Source organism: Paracoccus sp. J56 (genome assembly GCF_019633685.1).
GTDB lineage: Bacteria > Pseudomonadota > Alphaproteobacteria > Rhodobacterales > Rhodobacteraceae > Paracoccus > Paracoccus kondratievae.
This window is the reverse complement of record NZ_JAFL01000001.1, coordinates 281139-306628: the sequence shown is the minus strand read 5'-3', so window position 1 is coordinate 306628 and position 25490 is coordinate 281139. Positions and strand designations below refer to the sequence as shown.

Genomic DNA, 25490 nt, shown 5'->3' with positions numbered 1-25490 from the left:
TCCGTCAGCCAGAAAAGATCAGACATGTTCACCGCTCGATTTTCGAACCGTGAATCACGCCGACAAGCGTAAATCAATGGGTCCTGACCCTAGACAGCCGGCCCCAGGAACGCTCTCCGACGACTTCCACGACTATGATGACGATTCCGCGCTGCGCATCAGCCCGTCGTGCGGCAGCCCGCCTCACTTCTTCGACGTGGAGAAGCTGCCGTCATTGATGACTGGCCCGAGGAAGTGCCGATCACCGAAGTCGAGATTCAGGTGTTTGAGCGATGGTTCGCTGATGTTTTCGACGGGATGTTCGGCTCGGTCGGTCTGCCGGAAGGCTAAAAAAAATTAACTCTGTATGATAATGAAAAGCCATAACTGATGATCGAGCCGCGCCATGACGACACTCAGGGTCGGGATTGCCGAACCCGATGAAATGAAGGCCCGCTCCATGCGGATCGCCAGGGGCGAGGAGAAGCCCGGACCCGGCGCCCCGACCGTCTGGCTCCGTCCGCCATGTCCTTTGCCAGGTTCCTGTCGCCCGGCAATTGCGAACTGCTTCGCATCATCCATGAGCATGAGCCCGAATCGCTGGAGGAACTGGCGCGGCTCATCTCCATCACGCAAGAGCTTGGCGACGACCCGATCCACGACATGATGCGGCGGATCATGTCATTGTTCGACGAATACCAGTCGAAGGAGAACGGCAAGCGTGTCACGCGCGCCCTGAAGGAGAACGCCCGGCAAGGCTTCTGGAATAGTGCGTTGCCGCCGATCGGCTACCGGATCGCCGCCGCCGAACAGCGAGGGACCAAGATCAAGAATAAGCTGGAAATCGACCCGCTGCACGCCGACACCATCCGTCTGATCTTTCGCCTCGCGCTGGACGGCGAAGGCGACAGCGGCCTGATGGACGTCAAGGCCACCGTCAAACATCTGAACGCCAAGGGTATCTTCACTCGCGACGGCGGCCGGTGGGGCATCGGTCAGGTCCACCGCGTCCTGACCCGCCGCACCTATATCGGTGAACATGAATGGGGGAAGCGCAGCAAGCACAATGACCCGCGTTCCCCCGGTGAAATCGTCATCGTTCCCACTTCACCGATCATCGAACGCGAGACGTTCGACGCTGTGCAGGCCCTCTTGCAGGCTCGCAACCCCAAGACGGAACTGCCCGCCCGCGTGGTGATCGGCCCGGCCCTGCTGACCGGCATCTGCTATTGCGGCAATTACGGGGGTGCCATGACCATCCGCACCGGCAAGAGCGGCCGCTATCGCTATTATGCCTGCTCGATCAGGGCGCGGCAGGGCGAGACCGGCTGCAAGGGCCGCGCGATCCCCGTGGACAAGCTCGACGACATGGTGGTCAACCATATCAAGGACCGCTTGCTCGATCCCGCCCGTCTGGAGAAGCTGCTTGGCAGCATCCTTGGCCGCCGCGAGGATCAGGCCGAGCGCCGCCGCGAACACATCGCGTCTTTGCAGCGGCAGGCCACCGAATCGGAATCGCGCCTCAAGCGGTTCTATGATGCCATCAAGGCGGGCGTTGCGGACTTGGATGATCCCGCTCTCAAGGAGAGGATAGCCGATCTCAAGGTCATCCGTGATCAGGCGCGAGTCGATGCCGACCGCGCGCAGGCTATGCTTGAAAGCCCCGGCCACAGCGCCCTTAGCCCTGCAATGACCGAAGGGTTCGCGCGCCGCGCGCGGGAGCGCATTCGCGGCCACGAAGGCGGCTATCGGCGGGATCACCTGCGCGCCCTGACGCAGCGCGTCGAGGTCGCGGACGACGCAATCCGCATCATGGGATCGAAGACGGAGCTGCTAAGGACGCTTATTGTCGGCCAAGGGCGGCAATCGGCGGCGATTGGCGTGCCCAGAGGCGGACTGAAATGGCGGAGAGGGTGGGATTCGAACCCACGGAACCCGTGAAGGCTCAACGGTTTTCGAGACCGCCCCGTTCGACCACTCCGGCACCTCTCCGCGCTTTCGGGTGGTGGCGGCGATTTAGACGGGCAGGGGTTGAAGCGCAAGGGGCTTCGCGCCAAAACCGTGAAAAATTTCTCGGCCCGGCGAAACGATGACAGTCATGCTCTGGTCCGCAGGTGTTTACAAGCGCAAGGAGCAACCGCCATGCCATTGTTGATCGGGCCGCTTGCCCATCCGCTGATGCGCGCTCGTCTTGCTCCGGATGCGGTTGAGGCCCAGCCCTTGCAAGGGACGCTGAGGGGCGGCGGATTTGCGGGGATTACGCTAAACGGCTGGCCCCGGCTTGAGGTTGGCAAGGATAGCTTGCCGCTTTGGAAAAGCCCGTGGACGCCAGAACTGCGCCGCTATGCTCAGATCTTTGGACTTGTGCCCCAGTTTCATCACGGGCTGGAGCTGTTTGGCCTCGGTGATGCCGCTGATCATGGGCCAGAATGGCAGCCCAGGCTTGCCGCCGCCATGGCTGACAGGCTGCTTGCTTTGCCGCCAGAACGCCCGGCCGAGGCGATACGCAAGCGTCTGCCGATGATCGCCGCATGGGTTGCCTCGCGTCTGCGCGCGGCGGATGAGACGCCGCCGCTGCCCCATGTCGGTCCCGTTGCCGCTGACCGGGTGCGAATTGATTCGGTCGACGAACCCTATGCTGAGTATTTCTCGATCGAAGCGATCCGTCTGCGCCAGCATCGCAACGATGGCGACTGGACGCCACCGCTGCTGCGGGCGGTCTTTGTTTCCGGCGATGCGACCGTGGTCCTGCCCTGGGACCCGGTGCGCGATCGGGTCATGCTGATCGACCAGCTGCGGGCCGGGCCGGTCGCGCGTGGCGATGCTCAGCCTTGGCTCTATGAGACCGTGGCGGGCCGCGTCGATGCCGCAGAGACGCCCGAACAGGCCGCCCGCCGCGAAGCGGTCGAGGAAACCGGTATTCAGATGTCCCGCCTTATCCCCGCACCACATAATTATCCCAGCCCCGGCGCGATGGCCGAGTATCTGTACCTCTATGTCGGCATTGCTGATCTGCCCGATGACATCGCCGGTCTTGGCGGGCTTGCGAGCGAGGATGAGGATATCCGCTCGCATCTGATCCCCCGGGCGGAACTGACGCGCATGGCATTGGCGGGCGAGATCCGTAACGGGCCCTTGCTGAATCTTGCGCTGTGGCTTGAGCTGCGCCATGACGAGATCCGCCGCGAACTGGGGCTTGACGAGCCCGCAAAGGCCCAGCCGGGGTTGCCGCCGTCGAGGGGCAGCGTATAACCGGGCGGGAACATCCTGCGAAAGGCCAAGCCCATGCGCATCTGCCCTGACCTCGCCTCTGCCATCGGCAACACTCCCCTGATCCGGCTACGCCGCGCCTCGGAAGAGACCGGCTGCGAGATCCTGGGCAAGGCCGAGTTCATGAACCCGGGCCAGTCGGTCAAGGATCGCGCCGCGCTTTACATCATCAAGGACGCGGTCGCCCGGGGTGAGCTGAAACCCGGCGGCACAATTGTCGAGGGTACGGCCGGCAACACCGGTATCGGCCTGGCCCTGGTCGGAGCCTCGATGGGCTTCCGCTCGGTCATCGTCATCCCCGAGACGCAGAGCCAGGAGAAAAAGGACATGCTGCGTCTTGCAGGTGCCGAACTGGTCGAGGTGCCGGCGCAGCCCTACAAGAACCCTAATAACTATGTGCGCTACTCTGGCCGTTTGGCCGAAGAGCTGGCGCGGACCGAACCGAACGGCGCGATCTGGGCCAATCAGTTTGACAATACCGCCAACCGGCAGGCGCATCTGGAAACCACCGGGCCCGAGATTTGGGAGCAGACCGGCGGGCGCGTGGACGGGTTCATCTGTGCGGTCGGCTCGGGTGGGACGCTGGCGGGTGTGGCCATGGCGCTGCAACCCAAAGGGGTCAAGATCGGTCTGGCCGATCCCGAAGGCGCAGCACTTCACAGTTTTTACACCGAGGGCAAGTTCGAATCCCCCGGCTCTTCTATTACCGAGGGGATCGGTCAGGGTCGCATTACCGCGAACCTCGAAGGTTTCACCCCCGATTTCTCGTATCGCATCCCCGATTCCGAGGCTCTGCCGGTGATCTTTGATCTGCTGGAGCATGAGGGGCTGTGCCTTGGCGGCTCGTCCGGCGTGAACGTCGCCGGGGCAATCCGCATGGCCCGCGAAATGGGGCCGGGGCACACGATCGTCACCGTGCTTTGCGACTATGGCACGCGTTACCAGACCAAGCTGTTCAACCCGGACTTCTTGCGCGCCAAGGCGCTGCCGGTGCCAGAGTGGATGGTCCGCAAGCCCGCCAACCTGCCCGAGGTCTATCAGGATTGACCTGCGCAATGTCCCGCCTGACCTCCTTTATTGTCGCGCTGTTTCTGATCCTGTGTTCCCCTGCCTTTGCTCAGCAAGAGCAGGAGGCACCGGATCTTGTTGCCTGGAACAAGCTTGCCGAACAGGCCGAGCAGATCCTTGAATCCGGCTCGGCCAATGATGCGAGGTTGCAGACCATCCGCGACGAGGTGGTCAAGTGGCGGGAAAAGCTCAAGGCGGGGCAGGGTGTTAACACCACCCGCATCGCCACGCTTAAGGATCAGATCGCAGCCCTGGGCCCAGCCCCGGCCGAGGGTGAGACAGAATCCGAGGAAATCGCCGCTCGCCGCAAGGAACTGAACGAACAGCTTGCGGCGTTGCAGGCGCCGGGCTTGCAAGCGGTCGAGGCCTATGGTCGCGCTGATGGCATCGTCGCGCAGATCGACCAGACATTGCGCGCTCGCCAGAATTTCGCCCTGATCCGCAAAACACCGGCGCCGATCAACCCGGCGAACTGGACCCCTGCGGTTGCCGAAGCTGCCCATGTCGCGACCCAGATCTATGACGAGGCGCATAGCCGTTGGGACAGTACAGGGGGCATGTCGGGCTTTACCCAACGACTGCCGCTGATCGGTGGACTGCTGCTGGTTGCGCTGCTGCTTTTGTCGCAGGGACGGCGCTGGGTCGATTCATTGCCTTCGCGACTGTCGGCGCGGGCGAGCGAGCGGTCTCGCGCGGCGCTGATCTTTGGCGTCTCGCTGGGACAGATCGCCATTCCGCTGATCGGGGTGATTTTGGTGGCCGCCGCGGTAGCCTCAACCGATCTGGTCGATGACTGGGGGATGCCGCTTCTGCGCTCGATCCCGGCGGCGGGGCTGTCGTTCTTTGGTGGCGTCTGGCTGGCGCGGCGGCTGTTCCCAACCGCCGACACCGCTGGTCAGCCCCCCCTGCCAATGAGCGAAGAGCGCCGCGCCAAGGCCCGTGCCCGCGCCACGCTTCTGTCGGCCGCACTTGCGCTGCACCAGCTATTCTCGCGGACGATCCTGCCTCTGTCGGGCTTTAACAGCCAGAATGACACCAACACCGTGCCCCAACGTATCAGCGAGGCTTCGGCCGGGGTCTGGCATTTCCTGCTGGTGCTGTTCGGGGCGTTCTGTCTTTTCCGCCTATGCACCGTCCTGCGTGGCCTGCGGATGAATGAAGCCTCTGCCGCCCCGGATTATCGCATTCGGGTGGTGAACTTCCTGACCATGGTTGGCCGGGTGATCGCGCTGGCAACGCCGGTTCTGGTGGCTCTGGGCTATGTCACTGCCGGGAACGCCATGCTTTGGGCGCTGGTGCGGACGCTGGCGCTGGTCGGGCTGCTGATCATCCTGCAGGACTTCATTGCCGACTTTTACGCCATGGCCAAGGGCGGCGACCAGTCGGCGCGCGATGCGCTGATGCCGGTGCTGTTCGGCTTTGCGCTGATCTTGCTGTCCTTGCCGCTGTTCGCGCTGATCTGGGGCGCGCGCCCAAGCGATCTGGTCGAGGCATGGACCAAGGCCCAGCAGGGCTTTTCCTTTGGTGGCGTGCGCCTGTCGCCAATGGCGATTCTGACATTCCTGATTGTCTTTGCGGTCGGCTATTCGCTGACCGGCTTTGTGCAGGGCGCGTTCCGCAGCTCGATCCTGCCCAAGACGCGGCTGGATGCCGGGGGGCAGAACGCCGTCACCTCAATCATTGGCTATGTCGGGATGGCGCTGGCGGCGGTTTTTGCTGTCACTTCGGCGGGGATCGACCTGACCTCGCTGGCCTTTGTCGCCGGTGCCCTGTCCGTCGGTATCGGTTTCGGTATGCAGCAGGTGGTGTCAAACTTCGTCTCGGGCATCATCCTGCTGGTCGAGCGCCCGATCGCGGTCGGAGACTGGATCGAAGTTGGCGGCCAGCAGGGTATCGTTCGCCGCATGGCGGTGCGCGCGACGCAGATCGAGACCTTTGACCGCACGCAGGTTATCGTGCCGAACTCGAACCTGATCACCCAGCCGGTGACGAACTGGACGCGTGGCAGCCTGGCCGGACGGATTGTCGTTCCGGTGACGGTCGCCCATGGCTCTGACAGTCGTCAGGTCGCCGAAATTCTGCGCGAAATTGCCGAGGATCAACCGACCGTGCTGGTCAATCCGGCCCCCGCCGTGATGCTGCGCGGTATCACCGCCGACGGCCTGAATTTTGAGCTGCGCGCCATTCTGGCCGATATCAACGGCGGCACAGGCGTCGTGTCGGAAATCAACCATCAGATCCTGCAACGCTTTGCCGAAAACGGCATCGTCCTGCCGGGCAGCACCCGGCCTGCGCGGGACATCTTTGTTCATGAACAGCATGAAGAAGGGGCCGAGCTGTTATAACCCCCGCGTGAGGGGTTAGCGGCGCAGGCGGGTTGTCGGCTCTTGCTCGGGCAGGCCCTCTTGCGACAGCATGATCGCTACAGGGCGCAACCATGGGATCTGGGCGCAGACGATCATGATCGCGACCATGATCGGCACGGCAAGGAAGGTACCGGCGATTCCCCAGATCACCCCCCAGAAGGCCAGAGACAGCACGATCCCGAATGACGAAAGCCGCAGCGTCTGTCCCAACAGCATGGGGTCGAAGACATTGCCGATGATGAACTGAACCGCAACCGTCAGGCCGCCGACGGTCAGGGTGGTTGCAGGGTCCCCGGTCTGCGCCAGCACCATGGCAAAGGTGATCACCGTGGCGATGATCGAACCCAGCGTCGGGATGAAGTTCAGGATGAAAGTCAGCATGGCGACCGCGCCGGCGAGTTCGAGCCCTTCGATGCGAAAGATCGCCCAGATCAGCATCGCAGTGACCGCGCTGATTGCCGCCTTGACGACCAGATAGCGGTTCACGCGCCGCATGATCTTGTGAACGGTCTCAAGCACCTGCTGGGCGCGGGTCGGATCTCCGGTCAGGCGCTCGATCTTGATGGGAAACCAGATCCGTTCACTGAACATAAAGCCGACAAAGGTCAGGATCAGGACCGAGCCCGAAATCAGGTTTGATGCCTGCGCCGCAGCTGACCGCAACCAGCCCGCAAAGTCGATATTGCCCATGAAGGTGCCGATCGCCTCTTGCACATTCGGGCCCCATTCCTGGCTTAGCCGTGCCAGCGCAACCTGTGCCCGGTCGGCGTAGGTAATTGAGATCGAGACGACTTCGTTCACCTGCGCCACCACTGCGGTCGCGGCCCAAAGCAGGCCGATGGCAATGGCAATCAGCGCCAGCGTGGTTGCCAGCCAGTTGGGCACCTTCAGCCGGGCAAAGGCAGAGATCGCATCGCTCGTCAGCGAAAAAATGATAATCGCAAGGACAAGGCAGATCAGGATAAAGCGCGCCTGTACCAGCAAAAACAGGATCAGGCCAAAGGCGATCACGCCCAGAAAACCGGTCTGCAGCCGCACGGCCAGATTCGAATCCCGCCTGTTCAATCCGCTGTCCTCACATTGCCGGCGATGGTCCGCGCGGATGCGCGCCGGTCACGGCCCGGGGCTGTCGCCTCAGGCCTCGGCATCATCCTCGCCATTCTCGGCGATACGGGCAACAGAAACCACTTCTTCATCCGAAGCGGTGTTAAACACGCGTACGCCGCCGGCAGAACGTGAACGGAAGCTGATTTGATCGACAGGCACACGGATCGACTGACCGGTCGAGGTTGCCAGCATGATCTGATCGTCCCGTTCGACCGGGAAGCTTGCGACCAGAGGCCCGCCGCGCATCGCTTTGTCCATCGCCATGACGCCCTGACCGCCACGTCCGCGCACAGGATAGTCGTGGGACGAGCTGATCTTGCCCGATCCACGCGAAGTGATGGTCAGGATCAGATCTTCGGCCGCAGACATTTCGGCATAGCGTTCCTGGCTGATCGCGGTTTCGGCGACGTGATCTTCGTCCTCATCGGCCTCGGCTCCATCGTCCAGTGCGCCTTCGACAGCGCGGCGCATCTTCAGATAGGCGGCACGTTCGGCAGGATCGGCCTCGAAATGGCGGATGACCGACATGCTGACCACACGGTCGCCTTCGGCCAGCCGGATGCCGCGGACACCCGTGGAATCGCGGCCTTTGAACACCCGGACATCAGTGGTCGGGAAGCGGATCGCCCGGCCGGCGGCGGTCACCAGCATGACATCGTCATTCTCGGTCGCCATGCGTGCACCGATCAACTCGACCCCCTCGGGCAGGCGCATGGCGATCTTGCCGTTGCGCATGACATTGGCAAAATCGGACAGGGCGTTGCGGCGCACATCACCTTCGGATGTGGCAAAGACCACCTGATAATCTTCCCAATCCTTTTCAGGTGCATCGACCGGCATCAGTGCCGCGATTGATACCCCGGGCTGGATCGGCAGGATGTTGACGATCGCCTTGCCCTTCGAGGTCCGTCCGCCCAGGGGCAGGCGCCAGCACTTCATCCGATAGACCATGCCATCGGTGGTAAAGAACAACAGCTCGGTGTGGGTATTGGCGACAAAGAGCGTGGTAACGACGTCATCTTCTTTTGTGGCCATGCCCGACAGGCCCTTGCCGCCGCGCCGTTGAGCACGGAATTCGGCCAGAGCGGTACGTTTGATATAGCCGCCCGAGGTGATGGTGACGACCATATCCTCGCGCTCGATCAGGTCCTCGTCGTCCAGATCGCCAGCCCAGTCGGTGATCTCGGTCCGGCGCGGTACGGCGAAAAGCTCTCTTACCTCGCGCAGTTCGTCCGAGATGATATCCATGATCCTTTCGCGCGAGGCGAGGATGGCCAGGAAATCCCGGATTGATTCGGCCAGCGATTTCAGCTCATCCGTAACCTCTTGCACGCCAAGCTGGGTCAGGCGCTGCAGGCGCAGTTCCAGAATGGCGCGGGCCTGGGCCTCGGACAGGTTGTAGGTCCCGTCTTCGTTCACCGGATGCAGCGGGTCGTCGATCAGCTTCAGATATTCGACGATTTCCCGGGCGGGCCAGCGGCGGGTCATCAGCCGTTCACGCGCCTCGGCCGCATCGGCCGAACTGCGGATCGTCGCAACCACCTCATCGACATTCGACACGGCCACGGCAAGTCCGCACAGCACATGGGCGCGTTCGCGCGCCTTGCGCAGCTCATAGGCGGTGCGGCGGGCGACGACCTCTTCGCGGAATGCAATGAAGTGGGTCAGGAAATCGCGCAGTGTCAGCTGTTCAGGCCGACCGCCGTTCAGCGCCAGCATGTTGGCGCCAAAGCTTGTCTGCATCGGGGTAAAACGGAACAGCTGGTTCAGCACGACCTCGGCCGTGGCATCGCGCTTTAGCTCAATCACCACGCGGACGCCGACGCGGTCGGATTCGTCCTGCACATGAGCGATGCCCTCGATGCGTTTTTCCTTGGCAAGCTCGGCGATCTTTTCGATCAGCCCCGCCTTGTTGACCTGATAGGGGATCTCATCAAGGATGATCGCCTGACGACCGGCGCGGGTTTCCTCGATCCGGGTCTTGGCGCGCACGATGATGCTGCCGCGGCCTTCAAGATAGGCCTTGCGTGCGCCCGCGCGGCCAAGGATCAGGCCGCCGGTCGGGAAGTCCGGGCCGGGGACGATTTCCAGCAGACGCTCGGTCGGCAGGTCGGGGTTCTCGATCAGCGCCAGCGTTGCATCGACCACTTCGCCCAGGTTGTGGGGCGGGATGTTGGTCGCCATGCCAACGGCGATGCCGCCCGCGCCATTGACCAGCATGTTGGGAAAGCGCGCCGGCAGGACGGTCGGCTCACGGTCCTTGCCGTCATAGTTGTCCTGAAAATCGACTGTATCCTTGTCGATATCCATCAGCAGATAGGCCGAAGGCTTGGCCATCCGCACTTCGGTATAGCGCATGGCTGCCGGGCTGTCGCCGTCCATGCTGCCAAAATTGCCCTGACCGTCCAGCAGCGGCAGCGACATTGAAAACGGCTGAGCCATCCGCACCAAGGCGTCATAGATCGAGGCGTCGCCATGCGGGTGATATTTACCCATCGTATCGCCAACCGGGCGGGCCGATTTGCGATAGGGTTTGTCATGGGTGTTGCCGGTTTCGTGCATCGCAAACAGCACGCGGCGGTGCACGGGCTTGAGCCCGTCGCGCAGATCGGGAATCGCCCGGCTGACGATAACCGACATGGCATAGTCCAGATAGGACGAGCGCATTTCATGCGCGATGTCGATCACCGGACCGTCATGGGCCATCACCGCACGCTCGGGCGAGCCGGCTTCGGGGGTATCGTCGTCGTTTTCAGGGGTGTCGGCCACGGGAAAACCTCAAGATCTTGTTGGTAACGGGTCTATCCCATACCTGCCTTGGGTGCAATCTTGACGCGGCCTTTACTGGGCGATTCCCTGCCTTAAGCGATGCCTTTCACCCGGCTGCGACCCCGGACCGACACCAGCCACAGCGCCGAAAGCAGCGCCGAGCAGATCGCGTTCCAGCCCGCCATCGAGATGCCGAACAAGCTCCAGCTTACTTCGTCGCAGCGCACGACCGGCGCCGCCTCCAGCGCGGTCAGCAGGTCCTGAGTCGAGAGCGTCGCCAGCCCCGCCACGCCGCCCGAGCAATGCTGCGGTCCCAGCCACAGCTTCAGCTCGACCCCGGCGTGATAAATCGCAAAGCCGGTGGCGCAAAGCGCAGCGATCAGCCCCAGCGCGGCCAGCCAGCGTTTCCAGCCCAGCCACCAGATCAGCACGCCGACGATTGCAGCCACAAGATGCGGCCAGCGTTGCAGGATGCAAAGCTCGCAAGGCGCATAGCCGAGCATCTGAAAGGTCAGCGCGGCGGCCAGCAGCACGGCAGAACCTGCGGCGGCGGTCACGGCGATCTGTTTGCTTGATACTTCGCTCATGCGCTTGGGTTAGGGCCGCCACGCTTGCCCGGCAAGTGCCAATTGCGTGATCTCAATGCGGTTTCCAGGTGATCACGCGATAGAGATAGACCACCACCACGGCGATCACGACCAGTTTGGACAGCGGGTCGATGTAATCGCCGACGAGCACATAGTTTTCATGCAGCATCAGCCCGGCAAAGGTCAGCACTCCGGTCCACAACGCGCTGCCGATCACCGTATAGATCAGGAATTTCCACATCGGCATCCGGGCAAGCCCGGCCGGAACTGAAATAAGTGTGCGGATTGCCGGGATCATGCGGCCGAAAAATACCGCCATCGCGCCGTGACGCTGGAACCAGTCATGCGCCGCATCAATGTCCGAAGGTGACAGCGTCAGCAGCCGCCCATGGCGCGCGGCAAAACGCTTGAGCCGCTCTTCTCCGAACCACAGGCCGATCCAATACCAGATCATGGTACCCAGAACCGAACCAAGCGTGCCGGTCACGATGGTCAGGGTCAGCGACATACGTCCGCTTGCGGCCAGGAAACCGGCCAGCGGCATGATTACCTCGGACGGGATGGGGGGAAAGATATGCTCGGCCACCATCAGCACGAACACGCCAAGATAGCCCCAGCTTTCGATCGTCGAAACCACCCAGTCGAACATGTCCCGCCCCTTGCCGCTGCGGTCCCTGTGCTGCGGGGGCAGGCCGGAACTGTCAACCCCACGTCGGTGTTGTGCATGGCCGGGGTTGCAGTAACCTTGGCGTGAGCAGCGCATCGCGATGGGAGGAATGCTCGATGGAATGGCGGGGCAGACGCGGCAGCAGGAATGTCGAGGACCGGCGCAGCATGGGCCGGGCCGGTACTGCCGGCGGCATGGGGGTGGTCGGCGTGCTGGTAGTGCTTGCCGTGGGCTATTTCTTTGGCATCGACATCTCACCCATCGTCGGAGCGATTGATCAGGGCGGCCAGTCAACCGAGCCGCGTGAACTGACCCAGGAAGAGCAGGAGATCGGCCAGTTCGTTTCGGTCGTGCTTGCCGATACCGAAGAGGTCTGGGCCTCGGTCCTGCCCCGGCAGGCGGGGACTGACTACGTTCAGCCATCGCTTGTGATGTTCTCGGACGCGGTGCAATCGGCTTGCGGTGGTGCTTCGGCGGCGATGGGACCGTTCTATTGCCCGAACGACCGCAAGGTGTATCTGGACACCGACTTTTTCCGCGTCATGAGCCAGCGCATGCAGGCGGGCGGAGATTTCGCCTATGCCTATGTCATCGCTCATGAGATCGGCCACCATGTCCAGAACCAGCTGGGGATCCTTAGCCAGACCATGCAGGCGCGTCAGCAAAGCGGGCAGGCCCAGGCAAACCGCATTTCGGTGCTGACCGAGTTGCAGGCCGACTGTTTCGCCGGTGTCTGGGCCCATCACGCCAGCCAGCAATTCAACAGCATTGATGACGGCGATATTGCCGAGGCGATCAACGCTGCCGCTGCGGTGGGCGATGATACGCTGATGGAAAAGGCCGGACGCGCGCCGGTGCCGGACGCCTTTACCCATGGTTCGGCCGAACAGCGCCAGACCTGGTTCAAGCGCGGCTTTGCCTCGGGGCAGATGGCGCAATGCGACACCTTTGCTGCGGCAGGGCTGTAAGCTGGCGGCGCGCGCCGGGATCAAAGGGCGCGGCAGTGCCGCGCCTTACGGGCGCTGCAAATGGATGCCGCGCGGCCGTTCGGTCGTTGCCCAGTCGGGCCAAAGGCCGAAATATTCCAGCCCCGCGATCACCAGACCAAGAGCGATGACGGCGAACACCAGCTTGACCATGCGGGCACTGGGCGGATTACGCGCCCAACGTGACGCCCGGATCAGCCAGATGAGGTTGTTCATGTGTCCCTTTCCCTGCTAGTGCTGCGCCGAAATTCGAATACGTCCCGGGACGAGCCTTGCCTCAGCACAGCGACAGCCGAAATCTACCTTATACCGCCGACCAGATGTATGCACTGGTGGCCGATATCGAAAGGTACCCGCAGTTCCTGCCATGGAATACCGCCGCCCGTATCCGCTCACGCAGGCCGGGGGCGCCGGGCAGCGAGGTGGTCGAGGCCGATCTGGTCATCAGCTTCAAGGTCTTTCGCGAGCGATTCGGTTCTCGCGTCACGCTGTGGCCGCAGGATAAGCGCATCGATACCGAATATCTGGACGGGCCGTTCAAATATCTGCGCAGCGGCTGGGCCTTTGCCGACCTGCCCGAAGGCGGCTGCCGTGTCGATTTCTTTGTCGATTTCGAGTTCCGCAACGCCGTGCTGGGCAAAGTGATCGGCGTCGTCTTTGGCGAGGCGATGTCGCGCATCGTCCGTGCCTTTGAAGATCGGGCAAAGGCGCTTTACGGCGTCTGACGCGCGGCTTGCCAGATCTGATAGTCGCGCGACAGGGTTTCGCGCAGCCTGACCTCGGTTTCGGGCTCAAGCTCGGTCACGGCTGTGGGCGAGACATTGCGGCGTGGCAGCCGGATTGGCGTCTCCAGCCGCCGTGACAGGAATTCCGTCAGTGCGGGCATGGCCTCATAACGGAAGATGTAATCGACAGCGATATTGCCCTGTTGGTCGGTCAGCAGGTCGGATTGCCGACCGAGCCGGGCATAGGCGGGGCGGTTGTCCATTTCCAGCAGGTAATCGGCGGCGAAACGTTCAAAGCTGATATGGGCGGTACTGTTGGGATGACCGATCAGCGTGTCGCGGGCCCGAAAGCGATACCAGCTGCGCAGCCATTCCAGCGGCTCGCGGATCACAGCGACGGTCTGGAACTCGGGATTGCCCAGAGGGGCGAGCAGGGGGCGGATGCGTGCGCGATACTGTTTCAGGTTCAGATGCTTGATCTCGGGCCGGGTGCGCAGGACGATCTCGGCCTTGGGGGCGAGCGCCTCTTCCAGGGCCGTGGTGCCGGTCTTTGGGACCGACAGTAGCACGATGCGAGGCTTGATGAAGATCAGCATAACTGGTGGCAACCCGTAGAAAATAACATTCCCGCCGATTAGCGGTCGCGTACCGGGCTGGCAAGCAGGCGGGCCGGAAGGATCCCGGCCCGCACCGCAGGATCAGATTACGCCAAAAGCGCGCATTGGCTCGGCCACGCGGATAAAGCCCGCGATATTCGCGCCGATGACATAGTCGCCGGGCGCGCCGAATTCCTCGGCGGTGGTGTAGCAGCTGTCATGAATGTCGCGCATGATCGTGGCCAGACGCGATTCGGTCTGCTCGAAGGTCCAGCGATCACGCGATGCATTTTGCTGCATCTCCAGCGCCGAAGTCGCGACGCCGCCGGCATTTGCGGCCTTGCCGGGGCCGAACTTGACGCCGGCCTGCTGGAAGGTGCGGATTGCTTCGGGCGTGCAGGGCATGTTCGCGCCTTCGCCGACAGCGATAACGCCGTTGCGGATCAGCCTGGTTGCGTCCTTGCCGGTCAGCTCGTTCTGGGTGGCCGAGGGCATGGCGACGTCGCAAGCCACGTCCCAGATCGAGCCTTCGCCGGATTTCACGAAATAGGCACCGTTGCCCTCGCCCTTCACGCGGATGTATTGCGAGATACGGGCGCGGCGCACCTCTTTGATTTCCTTGAGAAGTTCAAGGTCGATCCCGGCTTCGTCCACGATATAGCCCGAGCTGTCCGAGCAGGCGATGACCTTGCCGCCGAATTCCTGCACCTTTTCGATGGTGTAGATCGCGACATTGCCCGAGCCCGAGACGACGACGCGCTTGCCGTCGAAATCGGTGCCGCCGGTGCGCAGCATGGCCTGCGTGAAATAGGTATTGCCGTAGCCGGTCGCCTCTTTGCGGGCCAGAGAGCCGCCATAGAACAGGCCCTTGCCGGTCAACACGCCGGCCTCATAGCGGTTCGTCAGCCGCTTGTACTGGCCGAACATATAGCCGATCTCGCGCGCCCCAACGCCGATATCGCCTGCAGGCACGTCAGTATATTCGCCAAGGTGGCGGTAAAGCTCGGTCATGAAGCTTTGGCAAAAGCGCATGACTTCGCCATCCGAACGGCCTTTTGGATCAAAGTCCGAGCCGCCTTTTCCGCCACCGATGGGCAGGCCGGTCAGCGCATTCTTGAAGATCTGCTCAAAGCCCAGGAACTTGATGATGCCGACGTTCACCGAAGGGTGGAAGCGCAGGCCACCCTTGTAGGGACCCATAGCCGAGCTGAACTGGACGCGAAAGCCGCGGTTGATCTGAACCCGGCCCTTGTCGTCGGTCCACGGCACGCGAAAGATGATCTGACGCTCGGGCTCGCAGATGCGTTCGATCAGCGCGTCCTCAAGGTAATCGGGACGCTTGGCGACAACACGGCCAAGGCTTTCCAGAACCTCGCGCACAGCTTGATGGAATTCAGGCTCGCCCGCGTTGCGGCGGACCACTTCTTCATAGATTGGAGCAAGCTTGTCGTCGATTTGCGGCATGTCGCGGAATCCTTCCCTTGGGGTCGGACGGCTCCTTAGCGCAAGCTTCAGGCAGTTTGAATGGGGGAAGGGTAAAAGTTAGGCAAAATGCCGAAATTTTCGGCGAAGTGATCGATCTATGCGACAGGAAATTCAAAAATATCAGGATTTAAGACGAATCGCATCTGCCTGCTGACAGGGCAGAGACAGTCTGCGCAGACAAATGGCGCCCGCAAAACAGAAAGGACCGCCCGGCGCCTCCACTCGCCGGACGGTCCGAATGCGCAAGGGTCGGGGTCAGCGGCGCCCCGCCTCAAGCGCGTCCTCAAAGGTGCGCAGGCCGGTCACCGGGGCCTGGACCAGTACCGCCATATTGCCGGGCTTGTGTTCGTTGCGCAGCATTTTCACATGCGCCTGCGGGATCTCGGCCCAGGGAAAGACCTCGGACATACAGGGATCGAGCCGGCGTTCCAGCATCAGGCGGTTGGCCTCGGATGCTTGTTTCAGATGGGCGAAATGGCTGCCCTGCAGGCGCTTTTGGTGCATCCAGAGGTAGCGGACGTCAAAAGTGCAGTTAAAGCCCGAGGTCCCGGCACAGATCACGACCATGCCGCCCTTTTTGCAGACGAAGGTCGAGACCGGGAAAGTCGCCTCCCCTGGGTGTTCAAAAACGATGTCGACGTTGTTGCCCTTGCCGGTAAAGTCCCAGATCGCCTTGCCAAAGCGGCGGGCCTCGTTGAACCATTCCTTATATTCAGGGGTGTTCACCTTTGGCAGCTGACCCCAGCACTTGAACTCTTTGCGGTTGATGACGCCCTTGGCCCCCAGGCTCATGACGAAATCGCGCTTGTCCTCATCCGAGATCACGCCGATGGCATTGGCACCAGCGGTGTTGATCAGCTGAATGGCAAAGCTGCCGAGTCCGCCCGAGGCGCCCCAGACCAGCACGTTCATGCCCGGTTTCAGCTCATGTGGTTCATGCCCAAAGAGCATGCGGTAGGCGGTGGCAAGGGTAAGCGTGTAGCAGGCCGATTCCTCCCAGGTCAGATGGCGCGGGCGGGGCATCAGCTGCTGGGCCTGAACGCGGGTGAACTGAGCAAAGCTGCCGTCCGGGGTTTCATAGCCCCAGATGCGCTGGCTGGGCGAAAACATCGGATCGCCGCCGTTGCAATGCTCGTCATCGCCGTCGTCCTGGTTGCAGTGGATGACGACCTCATCCCCGACCTTCCAGCGTTTGACCTTGTCGCCGACCTTCCAGACGATCCCCGCAGCGTCCGAGCCAGCGATGTGATAGGGCGCGCCATGGCCGTCAAAGGGGCTGATCGGCACGCCGAGGCAGGCCCAGATGCCGTTGTAGTTGACGCCTGCCGCCATCACGAGGACCAGCACCTCGTTGCTGTCGATGCTGGGGGTGTCGACGACTTCGATCTGCATGGCTTTGTCGGGTTCGCCATGGCGTTCACGGCGGATGGCCCAGGAATACATCTGCTTGGGCACATAACCCAGAGGCGGCATTTCGCCGATCTCGTAAAGGTCCTTTTCCGGCGCGTCATAGGGCGCGATGGGGGTCGGTTGGTCCAGGGCCATGTCACATTCCTCTCTTGCCGCTTCCTTGCGCCAGCCTTTCCGCCGCGGCGCAGAATCAGCGCGGGTTGTGAGGCTGGTTGTAAGGGCGGTTGCGCAATATTGCAATATTCCTGATGAAGAATTTGTAATAATCTGTCGTAACGGATTTCGTCTGCTGCGACGCGGCGGACGCTGATCCGACGATTGCTCCTGCGATCACCCTCAGCCGTATAGAACCGCCGAAAGATCAGCTTTCAGCAGAGCATGCCGGGCTGGTTCTGCACCTGCATCGTACGGGTGACGGTACGATTGCGCGGCCGTATGCAGCGGTTTGCGGCAATTTCAGGCGGAATGCCTCGTCATGTGCCATCTTTCGATCTCTGCGATGCGGCGAATTGACCGGGCACGATTGTTACGCTATCCATCCGTCAGTCGTAATATTGTTTCGGGGGCAGATCGTGGCCGAGAAAGACAAACCCTGGCTTTTCCGCACCTATGCGGGCCATTCGACCGCCGAGAAATCCAATGCACTGTATCGTACCAACCTGGCCAAGGGGCAGACTGGTCTGTCGGTGGCTTTCGACCTGCCGACCCAGACCGGCTATGACAGTGACCACGTTCTGGCGCGGGGCGAGGTCGGCAAGGTCGGTGTTCCGATCTGTCATCTGGGCGATATGCGGATGCTTTTCGACCAGATCCCGCTGGAGCAGATGAATACTTCGATGACCATCAATGCGACCGCGCCCTGGCTGCTGTCGCTTTACATCGCGGTGGCCGAAGAGCAGGGGGCCGATATCTCGCGTCTGCAAGGCACGGTGCAGAACGACATCATCAAAGAGTACCTGTCGCGCGGGACCTATATCTGCCCGCCGAAACCCTCGCTTCGGATGATTACGGATGTGGCGGCCTATACGGCGAAACATCTGCCCAAATGGAACCCGATGAACGTCTGCTCTTACCACCTGCAAGAGGCTGGGGCGACGCCTGAACAAGAACTGGCCTATGCGCTGGCCACCGGTATCGCGGTGCTGGACGATCTGAAAACCAAGGTCGCGCCGCAGGACTTTCCGGCGATGGTCGGGCGCATCAGCTTTTTCGTCAACGCGGGCATCCGTTTCGTGACCGAAATGTGCAAGATGCGCGCCTTTACCGAGCTGTGGGATGAGATCTGCCGCGAGCGTTACGGCATCGAGGACGAGAAATACCGCCGCTTTCGCTATGGTGTGCAGGTAAACTCGCTGGGGCTGACCGAGCAGCAGCCGGAAAACAACGTCTATCGCATCCTGCTTGAGATGCTGGCGGTGGTGCTGTCCAGAAACGCCCGCGCCCGTGCCGTGCAGTTGCCCGCATGGAACGAGGCGCTGGGTCTGCCGCGGCCGTGGGATCAGCAATGGTCGCTGCGGATGCAGCAGATCGTTGCCTATGAGACAGACCTGCTGGAATATGGCGATCTATTCGACGGCAACCCCGTGATCGCTGCCAAGGTCGACGAACTGAAGGCGGGCGCCCGGGCAGAGCTTGCGACGCTGGATGAGATGGGCGGTGCGATCGCCGCGATCGAATATATGAAATCGCGGCTGGTTGAATCGAATGCCGAACGGCTGAACCGGATCGAGGCGAATGAGACGGTGGTCGTGGGCGTCAACCGTTGGCAACAGGGTGAGCCTTCGCCGCTGACGGCCGGGGATGGCGGGATCATGGTCGTCGATCCGGCGGTAGAACAGGAACAGATAGCCCGGCTGAAAGCATGGCGCGAGGCCCGCGACGAGGGGGCCGTCGAGGCCGCCCTCGCCGCGCTGCGCGATGCCGCGCAGAGGGGCCAGAATGTGATGCCGCCCTCGATTGCCGCTGCCAAGGCAGGGGCGACTACCGGCGAATGGGCGGCGGTGATGCGTCAGGTTCACGGCGAATACCGTGCCCCGACCGGCGTATCGGCAAGCCCCTCGAACCGGACCGAGGGGCTGGAGCCGATCCGCGAGGCGGTTGATGCTGTCAGCCGCCGCCTTGGCCGCAGGCTGAAGTTCGTGGTCGGCAAGCCCGGTCTTGACGGTCATTCGAACGGTGCCGAGCAGATTGCATTCCGCGCCCGTGACTGCGGCATGGACATCACCTATGAGGGTATCCGCCTGACCCCCGAACAGATCGTGACCCGCGCTGCGCAGGATCAGGCCCATGTCGTCGGCCTGTCGATCCTTTCGGGCAGTCACCTGCCGTTGATCGAAGAGCTGATGGAGCGGATGCGCGCGGCTGGCCTTGCCCATGTTCCGGTGGTGGTCGGCGGCATTATCCCCGAGGATGACGCGGCAAAGCTTTTGGAGATGGGCGTCGCGCGCGTCTATACGCCCAAGGATTTTGAGCTGAACCGGATCATGATGGATATCGTCGCCCTGGTCGAACCCGCAGAGGCGGCCGCCTGAAAGGGCGGCCTTGCGGGGCTGTTGTCAGTCCTTGAGCAGCAGCAAAAGGGCGGCGACGGTTGCCAGCACTCCGGGCAGGACGACGGGCGGCGGCATCTGATGGGTCAGGACCGCCTCGACCCCGATGACCCAGATCGGGGTCAGATAGGTATAGGCAAGCACCTTGGATGAGGGCAGGCGCATGGCGGCGAACTGGACCAGCACCGTCGTAAGGGCGCTGGCAAAGATCGCCACATAGAACAGCGTCACCCAGACGATCAGCGGCAGATGCGCCCAGTCAGTATGCAAGATTGCAGGCGCCCCCCAGATAAGCAGCAAGATCCCCCCTGCAAACAGCGTGGCAAAGGTCGAGACGAGCGCGCTTTCCCCCCGGTTCAGCCGCCGCACCATCGGCGTGTATAGCGCGTGGGCTGCGCAGCCGATCAGATAGATCGCCTCGCCCCGGCCGAGTTCAAGCCGCATCAGCGCCTGAAGATCGCCGCGAAAAATCACCCAAAGCGACCCAGCCGCCCCCAACGCCAGCGCTGTCGCAATGCGTCCTGTCAGGCGTTGGCGCACCAATAGCCAGCCAAAACCCGCAGCCATCAGCGGCGTCAGCGTAAAGACCACGGCGGCCGAGATGGGGGGCGCGGTCTTGAGCCCCTCGAACATCAGGACGAAATAGGCCGCAAACAATCCACCAAGCACCAGATAGCGCCATGGTGCGCGAAAGGCGGCGCGCTGAATGCCGGGGCCGGCCATGACGATGCCGCCGATCACCCCGGCGGCAATGGCAAAGCGGGCGGCCGAGATTGCCGCCGGGTCGATCAGATTCGCCGCCCGCGCCCCAAGCGAGAAAGAGCCCGCGATGGCGGCCGAAAACAGCAACATCGCGGCATGACCCTGTAACGCCTCGCGGCGGGTGTCGGGTACGGCGGAAAGTTCGGCCATCAGTTGCGGCCCAGCATGTAGAATTCGTCGTTTGGCCGGATGTCGCCCGCGTTCACCAGCCGGTTCGACATGCCGAAAAAGGCCGCGATGGCGCCGATGTCCCAGATTTCATCGCCGGTGAAACCGGCGTCGCGCAATGCCTGATGGTCCTCTTGGCCGATCTGCTGGGCATTCAGCGCCACTTTCTCGGCATAGGTGAGCATTGCGCGTTCACGTGGCGAAATATCGGCCTTGCGCCAGTTCACGGCCACCTGATCGGCGATAAAGGCGTTCTTGGCGCGGATGCGCAGGATCGCGCCATGGGCGACAACGCAATACTGGCATTGGTTCAGGCCCGAGGTGGCGACCACGATCAGTTCACGCTCGGCTTTGGTCAGTCCCCCCTCGCGCTCCATCAGCGCGTCGTGATAGGCAAAGAAGGCACGGAATTCGTCGGGCCGATGCGCCAGCGCTAAAAAGACATTGGGGATAAAGCCCGATTTCTCGGCCACTTTGCGGATGCGTTGCGCGATATCCTCGGGCATCTCATCAAGTGTGGGAACCGGAAAGCGGCTGATGGCATGGGTCATGGCTTTCTCCTTTCCGGCGAGGTTTTCATCAAAGCCGGGGCGGGGTCAATCGCCCGGCGCGGCTTCTCTGCCTTGACTCCTTGCGCCAACGGGCCTATCCATCCCCGGATTCCCGGAAGGTCTGCCCTTCCGGTCCCCGTCCTTTGCGGGGATCGCCCCCCGTCAGCGCGTTGCGCCCACGGGGGCGTTACTGCTTATCGCGTCTCGTTCGCGGGGCGCGCCTGGATTACGGCAACGACCTATGGAGGGCGCCGATGTTTGAAAACCTGTCCGATCGCCTTGGCGGCGTCTTCGACCGGCTGACCAAGCAGGGCGCGCTGTCCGAAGAGGATGTCGCCGCTGCCATGCGCGAAGTGCGCGTCGCACTGCTTGAGGCCGACGTTTCGCTGCCTGTCGCACGCAGTTTTGTGAAATCGGTGACGCAAAAGGCCACTGGCGCCGCCGTCACCAAGTCGATCACCCCCGGTCAGCAGGTGGTTAAGATCGTCCATGACGAACTGATCAAGGTCCTGCAGGGCGAGGGCGAACCCGATCAGTTGCGCATCGACAACCCTCCGGCGCCGATCCTGATGGTCGGTCTGCAGGGCTCGGGCAAGACGACCACGACCGCGAAACTGGCCAAACGCCTCAAGGACCGCGAGAAAAAGCGGGTGCTGCTGGCCTCGCTGGACACCAACCGCCCGGCCGCGATGGAGCAGCTGGCGATCCTTGGTCAGCAGATCGGCGTCGATACCCTGCCGATCATCCCGGGCGAGAATGCGGTCCAGATCGCCAAACGCGCCCGGCAGCAGGCGACGCTGGGCGGCTATGACGTCTATATGCTGGACACCGCCGGCCGTCTGCACATCGACGAAGTGCTGATGGATGAGGTGCAGGCCGTCCGTGACGTCGCCAACCCGCGCGAAACGCTGCTGGTCGTCGATGGTCTGACCGGTCAGGACGCGGTGAACGTCGCGAGCGAATTTGACGGCAAGGTCGGCATCACCGGCGTTGTGCTGACCCGGATGGACGGCGACGGCCGTGGCGGTGCGGCGCTGTCGATGCGTGCCGTGACGGGCAAGCCGATCCGCTTTGTCGGTCTGGGCGAAAAGATGGACGCGCTTGAGGTCTTTGACGCTCAGCGGGTTGCTGGCCGCATCCTCGGCATGGGCGATATCGTTGCGCTGGTCGAGAAGGCCCAGGAGGTTCTGGAGGTCGAACAGGCCGAGCGCATGATGAAGCGCTTCCAGAAGGGCATGTTCAACATGAACGATCTGCGTTCGCAGCTTGAGCAGATGCTAAAGATGGGCGGTATGCAGTCGATCATGGGCATGATGCCCGGCATGGGCAAGATGGCCAAACAGGCCGAGGCCGCCGGTTTCGACGACCGGGCGATCAAGCGCCAGATCGCGCTGATCAACTCGATGACCAGGAAAGAACGTGCCAATCCCGATCTGCTGCAGGCAAGCCGTAAAAAGCGCATTGCCGCTGGTGCCGGGATGGAAGTGTCCGAGCTGAACAAGCTGCTGAAAATGCAAAAGCAGATGGCCGACACGATGAAAAAGCTGGGCAAGATGGGCAAGGGCGGGCTGCTTAAGCAAGCCATGCGCGCCATGACCGGCAGGGGCGGTGGGCTGCCCGATATGGCTGACGTCGATCCCGAAAAAATGGCCGAAGCCACCCGCATGCTGCAGGATCCCAAGGGGCTTGGCGGTCAACTGGGGGGCATGAACCTGCCCGGTGGTCTTTCGGGCCTGTTCAAGAAGAAATAGGCGCATGATCTGTCTGTCCGACACGCCTGTACTGACGACCGAGCGTCTGATCCTGCGCGCCCCGCAAGGCGGCGACTGGCCGGCGTGGCGCGATTTTGCGGTCTCGGAACGGGCGCGCTGGATCGGCGGGCCGATGGTCGAGCCGGGGCAAGCCTGGCGCGCCTTTGGTCATATCGTCGGCCATTGGGTGCTGCGCGGATTCGGCTCTTTCGTGGTGACTGATCGCGACAGCGGCGCGCCTTTGGGCTCGGTCGGGCCGTGGTTCCCGGATGGCTGGCCCGAGCATGAGCTTGGCTGGACCCTGTGGACGCCCGAGGCCGAAGGTCGTGGCATCGCGCATGAGGCGGCGTTGGTGGCCCGCGACTTTGCCGCCCGTAATCTCGGCTGGACGACGGCGGTCAGCTATATCCTGCCCGAGAACGCGCGCTCGGCCGCACTGGCCGAACGGTTGGGCGCGGTGCGCGATCCCGATGCCGCCCATCCGGGCAAGGATCCTTGCCTTGTTTATCGCCATCCGATGGAGACCGTCTGATGAGCGAGCTGCCCCAGCCGAACCCCGCAGAGCCAGAATCCCAGCCAGCAGAGAACAGCATGTCAGACCCGATCGCCCGCGCCGCGGCCTTGCTTAAGGAACATCGCGCCAGCATCGACAGGCTTGACGCGATCCTTGTCTATACGCTGGCCGAACGGTTCAAGCACACCCAATCCGTCGGTCGTCTTAAGGCCGAACATGATCTTCCTCCGTCCGATCCCACGCGCGAAGCGCAGCAGATCGAGCGGCTGGAACGCCTTGCGCGCGAGGCCGACCTGGACCCGGAATTTGCGCGCAAGTTCCTGAATTTCGTGATCGCCGAAGTGATCCGACATCACGAGACATTCCTCCCCTGACGCGGGGTTTTCCCCGCAACCCCGCCATTTCCAAAGGAGAACTTACAATGGCAATGAAAATCCGCCTGGCCCGTGGTGGCTCGAAGAAGCGCCCCCATTATGCCATCGTCGCCTCTGACTCGCGTATGCCGCGCGATGGCCGCTTTATCGAAAAGCTGGGCACCTATAACCCGCTGCTGCCGAAAGATTCGGAAGATCGCGTCAAGATGAATGCTGAGCGCGTTCAGTACTGGCTGGCTCAGGGTGCTCAGGCTACCGACCGCGTTGCCCGCTTTCTCGAAGCGGCTGGTCTGAAAGAAAAGACCGAGCGCAAGAACCTCAAGAAAGGCGAGCCGGGCAAGGCTGCCAAGGAACGTGCTGAAAAGCGCGCCGCCCGTGAAGCCGCGGCTAACGCTCCGGCCGAAGAAGCCGCTTCGGAATAAGAATGACCGAGCGGGTCTGTGTGGGTGCGATCGCGGGCGCCTTTGGCGTCCGGGGCGAGGTGAGGCTCAAGAGCTTTACCTCGCAACCAAATGACATCGCTGCATATTCTCCGCTTTATACCGAAGATGGCAGCCGCTCGTTCACCGTCCGCCTGACCCGGCCGGTGACGGGCGGACTTGGCGCCCGGCTGTCGGGCGTTGAAACGCGCGAAGAGGCCGAGGCGCTTAAGGGCGTGACGCTTTGGGCTGATCGCGACAAGCTTCCGGTGCTGCCGGATGACGAATTCTACCATGCCGATCTGATTGGTCTGCCGGTCTATGACACCGGGGGGCAGCTGCTTGGCAAGGTGCGCGCAATCTATGATCACGGCGCAGGCGATATACTTGAGGTCTTTGGACCCGGTCGCCGTCAGACCCTGCTTTTGCCCTTTACCCGCGCCTTTGTGCCCACGGTCGATCTGACCGCAGGCCGCATCATTGCCGATCCGCCCGAGGATGAGGAATGAGCGGTGAGGGCGACAGCTCAGGGATGAAATCCCATGGCCGGCTGTCGATCCGGGCCAGCGGGCAGCCACGCGACCTGTTGGCCGAGCCGCAGGTCAGAGGGGCATGGACCGCGCAGGTCATCACCCTGTTTCCCGAGGCATTTCCGGGGGTTCTGGGACTATCTTTGACCGGGCGGGCGCTGTCTCAGGGGCTATGGAATCTGCGCAGCATTGACCTGCGCCCCTTTGGTGTCGGGCGGCACCGCAATGTGGACGACACCCCCGCGGGCGGCGGTGCCGGCATGGTGATCCGTCCCGATGTGATGGACGCGGCCCTGCGCGAGGCGGGGGCGGGGACCAGGAATGCGCTGCCGGTGATTTATCTTTCGCCACGCGGCCGACCATTTACCCAGGCCCGCGCCAAGGAACTGGCCCAAGGGCCTGGCATGACGCTGATCTGTGGCCGGTTTGAGGGTGTGGATCAGCGTGTGCTGGACGCCCATGACGTCGAAGAGATCAGTATCGGGGACTATGTCCTGACCGGCGGAGAGCTTGCCGCTCAGGTCTTGATCGACGCGACTGTTCGGCTTATACCGCGCGTGCTGGGGAATCAGGAGTCTCTGGCCGAGGAGTCCTTTTCCGACGGCCTGCTTGAGCACCCTCAGTACACGAAGCCCGCCCTTTGGGAAGGCCGCGCGATACCGGACGTTCTGCTGTCCGGAAATCACGCGGCCGTTGCTGATTGGCGGCGCGACATGGCCGAAAGGCTGACAAAGGAACGCCGCCCCGACCTGTGGCGGGCATATGAGCAGGCTCATATGGACCCGGCTAAGGACCGACAGCTCTCGGGCGCATCAGACCAATCGCGGGGCTACCGCGAGCATCAAGAGGACTCATAG

25 protein-coding genes and 1 tRNA gene are annotated in these 25490 nt (G+C 62.6%); 14 read left to right on the top strand and 12 right to left on the bottom strand.

Annotated elements, in window-relative coordinates; all coding sequences use genetic code 11:
* The first annotated feature begins 168 nt into the window (after window positions 1–168).
* Window positions 169–330, top strand: coding sequence for a hypothetical protein (locus M511_RS01475; RefSeq protein WP_176224495.1), 162 nt, complete (start codon window positions 169–171; stop codon window positions 328–330).
* A gap of 6 nt (window positions 331–336) precedes the next feature.
* Here M511_RS01475 and M511_RS19110 read toward each other — a convergent pair whose 3' ends face one another.
* Window positions 337–639, bottom strand: a complete 303-nt coding sequence (locus M511_RS19110) for a hypothetical protein (RefSeq protein ID WP_240547500.1) — start codon at window positions 637–639, stop codon at window positions 337–339.
* Between the two features lie 18 nt (window positions 640–657).
* On the opposite strand from M511_RS19110, the gene M511_RS01470 reads away from it, so the two are divergent.
* Window positions 658–1920, top strand: coding sequence for a recombinase family protein (locus M511_RS01470; RefSeq protein WP_240547499.1), 1263 nt, complete (start codon window positions 658–660; stop codon window positions 1918–1920).
* On the opposite strand, the gene M511_RS01465 is transcribed toward M511_RS01470, so the two are convergent.
* A tRNA-Ser gene (locus M511_RS01465) sits at window positions 1882–1971 on the bottom strand. The genes M511_RS01470 and M511_RS01465 overlap by 39 nt on opposite strands.
* Window positions 1972–2121: 150 nt before the next feature.
* Between M511_RS01465 and M511_RS01460 the strand changes: the two genes are divergently transcribed.
* From M511_RS01460 to M511_RS01450, 3 genes are read left to right on the top strand one after another with little or no spacing between them, the layout of a single operon-like run.
* On the top strand, window positions 2122–3231 hold the full coding sequence (locus tag M511_RS01460) for an NUDIX domain-containing protein (RefSeq protein ID WP_085501162.1): 1110 nt from the start codon (window positions 2122–2124) through the stop codon (window positions 3229–3231).
* Between the two features lie 33 nt (window positions 3232–3264).
* Window positions 3265–4296, top strand: a complete 1032-nt coding sequence (locus M511_RS01455; protein WP_085501161.1) for a cysteine synthase A — start codon at window positions 3265–3267, stop codon at window positions 4294–4296.
* Between the two features lie 8 nt (window positions 4297–4304).
* Window positions 4305–6662, top strand: a complete 2358-nt coding sequence (locus M511_RS01450; RefSeq protein ID WP_085501160.1) for a DUF3772 domain-containing protein — start codon at window positions 4305–4307, stop codon at window positions 6660–6662.
* Between the two features lie 15 nt (window positions 6663–6677).
* Here the strand turns inward: M511_RS01450 and M511_RS01445 are convergent, their stop codons facing one another.
* The 4 genes from M511_RS01445 to M511_RS01430 all read right to left on the bottom strand — a co-directional run bounded on the left by M511_RS01445 (window position 6678) and on the right by M511_RS01430 (window position 11795).
* Window positions 6678–7748, bottom strand: coding sequence for an AI-2E family transporter (locus tag M511_RS01445; protein ID WP_010395895.1), 1071 nt, complete (start codon window positions 7746–7748; stop codon window positions 6678–6680).
* Window positions 7749–7817: 69 nt separating this feature from the next.
* Window positions 7818–10559, bottom strand: coding sequence for a DNA gyrase subunit A (gene gyrA / locus M511_RS01440; protein WP_010395892.1), 2742 nt, complete (start codon window positions 10557–10559; stop codon window positions 7818–7820).
* 92 nt (window positions 10560–10651) lie between these two features.
* Window positions 10652–11146 carry a disulfide bond formation protein B gene (locus M511_RS01435; RefSeq protein WP_085501159.1) on the bottom strand — a complete coding sequence of 165 codons (495 nt, stop codon included), beginning with the start codon at window positions 11144–11146 and terminating at the stop codon, window positions 10652–10654.
* A 52-nt stretch (window positions 11147–11198) separates the two neighbouring features.
* Window positions 11199–11795 carry a DedA family protein gene (locus M511_RS01430; protein ID WP_085501158.1) on the bottom strand — a complete coding sequence of 199 codons (597 nt, stop codon included), beginning with the start codon at window positions 11793–11795 and terminating at the stop codon, window positions 11199–11201.
* 134 nt (window positions 11796–11929) lie between these two features.
* On the opposite strand from M511_RS01430, the gene ypfJ reads away from it, so the two are divergent.
* A complete protein-coding gene (gene ypfJ / locus M511_RS01425) occupies window positions 11930–12781 on the top strand; it encodes a KPN_02809 family neutral zinc metallopeptidase (RefSeq protein WP_085501157.1) in 852 nt (283 codons plus the stop codon).
* A 45-nt stretch (window positions 12782–12826) separates the two neighbouring features.
* Here ypfJ and M511_RS01420 read toward each other — a convergent pair whose 3' ends face one another.
* Complete coding sequence (locus tag M511_RS01420) at window positions 12827–13015, bottom strand: hypothetical protein (RefSeq protein ID WP_010395880.1); 189 nt, start codon at window positions 13013–13015, stop codon at window positions 12827–12829.
* Window positions 13016–13071: 56 nt separating this feature from the next.
* On the opposite strand from M511_RS01420, the gene M511_RS01415 reads away from it, so the two are divergent.
* Window positions 13072–13524 (top strand): type II toxin-antitoxin system RatA family toxin, encoded by a 453-nt coding sequence (locus M511_RS01415; RefSeq protein WP_029371965.1) that lies wholly within the window; start codon window positions 13072–13074, stop codon window positions 13522–13524.
* Here M511_RS01415 and M511_RS01410 read toward each other — a convergent pair.
* From M511_RS01410 to ccrA, 3 genes are all read right to left on the bottom strand, one after another.
* On the bottom strand, window positions 13512–14120 hold the full coding sequence (locus tag M511_RS01410) for a hypothetical protein (protein WP_010395876.1): 609 nt from the start codon (window positions 14118–14120) through the stop codon (window positions 13512–13514). The genes M511_RS01415 and M511_RS01410 overlap by 13 nt on opposite strands.
* A gap of 102 nt (window positions 14121–14222) precedes the next feature.
* Window positions 14223–15584, bottom strand: a complete 1362-nt coding sequence (gdhA, locus tag M511_RS01405) for an NADP-specific glutamate dehydrogenase (RefSeq protein WP_010395873.1) — start codon at window positions 15582–15584, stop codon at window positions 14223–14225.
* 276 nt (window positions 15585–15860) lie between these two features.
* Complete coding sequence (ccrA, locus tag M511_RS01400) at window positions 15861–17150, bottom strand: crotonyl-CoA carboxylase/reductase (RefSeq protein WP_010395870.1); 1290 nt, start codon at window positions 17148–17150, stop codon at window positions 15861–15863.
* A gap of 437 nt (window positions 17151–17587) precedes the next feature.
* On the opposite strand from ccrA, the gene M511_RS01395 reads away from it, so the two are divergent.
* A complete protein-coding gene (locus M511_RS01395; protein WP_085501174.1) occupies window positions 17588–19546 on the top strand; it encodes a protein meaA in 1959 nt (652 codons plus the stop codon).
* A gap of 24 nt (window positions 19547–19570) precedes the next feature.
* Here M511_RS01395 and M511_RS01390 read toward each other — a convergent pair whose 3' ends face one another.
* Together M511_RS01390 and M511_RS01385 are read right to left on the bottom strand one after the other, a co-directional pair.
* The gene (locus M511_RS01390; protein ID WP_010395866.1) at window positions 19571–20476 is read right to left on the bottom strand and encodes a DMT family transporter; all 906 of its coding nucleotides are present in this window, start codon (window positions 20474–20476) and stop codon (window positions 19571–19573) included.
* Window positions 20476–21045 (bottom strand): peroxidase-related enzyme, encoded by a 570-nt coding sequence (locus M511_RS01385; RefSeq protein WP_010395864.1) that lies wholly within the window; start codon window positions 21043–21045, stop codon window positions 20476–20478. The genes M511_RS01390 and M511_RS01385 overlap by 1 nt, the downstream gene beginning before the upstream one ends.
* Window positions 21046–21299: 254 nt before the next feature.
* Between M511_RS01385 and ffh the strand changes: the two genes are divergently transcribed.
* The 6 genes from ffh to trmD are packed head-to-tail and all read left to right on the top strand — an operon-like array spanning window position 21300 to window position 25490.
* Complete coding sequence (gene ffh, locus M511_RS01380) at window positions 21300–22796, top strand: signal recognition particle protein (protein WP_085501156.1); 1497 nt, start codon at window positions 21300–21302, stop codon at window positions 22794–22796.
* 4 nt (window positions 22797–22800) lie between these two features.
* Entirely contained in the window at window positions 22801–23328 is a 528-nt protein-coding gene (locus M511_RS01375; protein ID WP_085501155.1) for a GNAT family N-acetyltransferase, read from the top strand.
* 59 nt (window positions 23329–23387) lie between these two features.
* Window positions 23388–23684, top strand: coding sequence for a chorismate mutase (locus M511_RS01370; RefSeq protein ID WP_029371962.1), 297 nt, complete (start codon window positions 23388–23390; stop codon window positions 23682–23684).
* 47 nt (window positions 23685–23731) lie between these two features.
* Window positions 23732–24106, top strand: a complete 375-nt coding sequence (rpsP, locus tag M511_RS01365) for a 30S ribosomal protein S16 (protein ID WP_010395856.1) — start codon at window positions 23732–23734, stop codon at window positions 24104–24106.
* A complete protein-coding gene (gene rimM / locus M511_RS01360; protein WP_176224496.1) occupies window positions 24103–24612 on the top strand; it encodes a ribosome maturation factor RimM in 510 nt (169 codons plus the stop codon). The genes rpsP and rimM overlap by 4 nt, the downstream gene beginning before the upstream one ends.
* Complete coding sequence (trmD, locus tag M511_RS01355; RefSeq protein ID WP_010395850.1) at window positions 24609–25490, top strand: tRNA (guanosine(37)-N1)-methyltransferase TrmD; 882 nt, start codon at window positions 24609–24611, stop codon at window positions 25488–25490. Before rimM ends, trmD begins: the two co-directional genes overlap by 4 nt.

What these genes read in the sequence shown, in the direction of transcription:
- M511_RS01470 (WP_240547499.1), top strand. Translation starts at nt 658, where the DNA reads ATGTCATTGTTCGACGAATACCAGTCGAAGGAGAACGGCAAGCGTGTC.
- M511_RS01460 (WP_085501162.1), top strand. Translation starts at nt 2,122, where the DNA reads ATGCCATTGTTGATCGGGCCGCTTGCCCATCCGCTGATGCGCGCTCGT.
- M511_RS01455 (WP_085501161.1), top strand. Translation starts at nt 3,265, where the DNA reads ATGCGCATCTGCCCTGACCTCGCCTCTGCCATCGGCAACACTCCCCTG.
- M511_RS01450 (WP_085501160.1), top strand. Translation starts at nt 4,305, where the DNA reads ATGTCCCGCCTGACCTCCTTTATTGTCGCGCTGTTTCTGATCCTGTGT.
- M511_RS01435 (WP_085501159.1), bottom strand. Translation starts at nt 11,146, where the DNA reads ATGAGCGAAGTATCAAGCAAACAGATCGCCGTGACCGCCGCCGCAGGT.
- M511_RS01430 (WP_085501158.1), bottom strand. Translation starts at nt 11,795, where the DNA reads ATGTTCGACTGGGTGGTTTCGACGATCGAAAGCTGGGGCTATCTTGGC.
- ypfJ (WP_085501157.1), top strand. Translation starts at nt 11,930, where the DNA reads ATGGAATGGCGGGGCAGACGCGGCAGCAGGAATGTCGAGGACCGGCGC.
- M511_RS01420 (WP_010395880.1), bottom strand. Translation starts at nt 13,015, where the DNA reads ATGAACAACCTCATCTGGCTGATCCGGGCGTCACGTTGGGCGCGTAAT.
- M511_RS01410 (WP_010395876.1), bottom strand. Translation starts at nt 14,120, where the DNA reads ATGCTGATCTTCATCAAGCCTCGCATCGTGCTACTGTCGGTCCCAAAG.
- gdhA (WP_010395873.1), bottom strand. Translation starts at nt 15,584, where the DNA reads ATGCCGCAAATCGACGACAAGCTTGCTCCAATCTATGAAGAAGTGGTC.
- ccrA (WP_010395870.1), bottom strand. Translation starts at nt 17,150, where the DNA reads ATGGCCCTGGACCAACCGACCCCCATCGCGCCCTATGACGCGCCGGAA.
- M511_RS01390 (WP_010395866.1), bottom strand. Translation starts at nt 20,476, where the DNA reads ATGGCCGAACTTTCCGCCGTACCCGACACCCGCCGCGAGGCGTTACAG.
- M511_RS01385 (WP_010395864.1), bottom strand. Translation starts at nt 21,045, where the DNA reads ATGACCCATGCCATCAGCCGCTTTCCGGTTCCCACACTTGATGAGATG.
- ffh (WP_085501156.1), top strand. Translation starts at nt 21,300, where the DNA reads ATGTTTGAAAACCTGTCCGATCGCCTTGGCGGCGTCTTCGACCGGCTG.
- M511_RS01375 (WP_085501155.1), top strand. Translation starts at nt 22,801, where the DNA reads ATGATCTGTCTGTCCGACACGCCTGTACTGACGACCGAGCGTCTGATC.
- M511_RS01370 (WP_029371962.1), top strand. Translation starts at nt 23,388, where the DNA reads ATGTCAGACCCGATCGCCCGCGCCGCGGCCTTGCTTAAGGAACATCGC.
- rpsP (WP_010395856.1), top strand. Translation starts at nt 23,732, where the DNA reads ATGGCAATGAAAATCCGCCTGGCCCGTGGTGGCTCGAAGAAGCGCCCC.
- trmD (WP_010395850.1), top strand. Translation starts at nt 24,609, where the DNA reads ATGAGCGGTGAGGGCGACAGCTCAGGGATGAAATCCCATGGCCGGCTG.